2 protein-coding genes are annotated in these 755 nt (G+C 62.3%); both read left to right on the top strand.

All coding sequences use genetic code 11. The features are described 5' to 3' along the window. A partial coding sequence (locus DU29_RS01000000130750) for an efflux RND transporter periplasmic adaptor subunit (RefSeq protein ID WP_442961337.1) occupies window positions 1–330 on the top strand: 330 nt, incomplete at its 5' end. 19 nt (window positions 331–349) lie between these two features. Then, the coding region (locus DU29_RS01000000130745; protein WP_033051115.1) for an efflux RND transporter permease subunit at window positions 350–755 on the top strand (406 nt) is incomplete at its 3' end.

The following is a 755-nucleotide window of genomic DNA, read 5'->3' as shown; positions in this document are numbered from 1 at the left end:
CCCGACGGCCTGCTTACGCCGGGCCTCTATGCCCGAGTGCGCCTGCCGGGTAGCGGCAGTTTCGAGGCCATGCTGATCGACGACAAGGCCATCCTGACCGACCAGAGCCGCAAGTACGTGTATGTGATCGATGAGAACAACACCGCCCAGCGCCGCGACATCACGCTGGGACGCAAGGCCGAAGGCCTGCGCATCGTCGAGGAAGGTCTAAATCCCGGCGACCGCGTGATCGTCAACGGCATCCAGAAGGTTTCTGTCGGCATGCCAGTGACGGCCCAGGACATTGAAATGGCGCCTGCAGGCCGACAAATCGCCCAGGCGAGCGAATGAGCGCGGAGAGCCAGCCATCATGAACTTTGCCCGCTTTTTCGTGGACAGGCCGATTTTTGCGGCCGTGCTGTCCATCATCATTTTCGTGGTTGGGTTGATCGCGATCCCGCTCTTGCCCGTCAGCGAGTACCCGGAAGTCGTGCCACCCAGCGTACAGGTTCGCGCCACGTATCCTGGCGCAAATCCGCGCGAAATCGCCGACACGGTAGCCGCACCACTGGAGGCATCCATCACCGGCGTGGAAAACATGCTCTACATGAAGTCCGTGGCCGGTAGTGATGGCGTGTTGGTGCTGACCGTCACCTTCCGTCCTGGCACCGATCCCGACGACGCCCAGGTCAAGGTACAGAACCGTGTCGCCCAGGCAGAGCCGCGTCTTCCCGAAGCGGTGCGCCAGCAAGGTGTGGTGACCGTCAAACAGTCCC

The organism is Pseudomonas sp. Ant30-3 (assembly GCF_000690905.1).
Lineage (GTDB): Bacteria > Pseudomonadota > Gammaproteobacteria > Pseudomonadales > Pseudomonadaceae > Aquipseudomonas.
The sequence above is the reverse complement of the archived record's forward strand: the minus strand, read 5'-3'. Positions and strand labels throughout refer to the sequence as shown.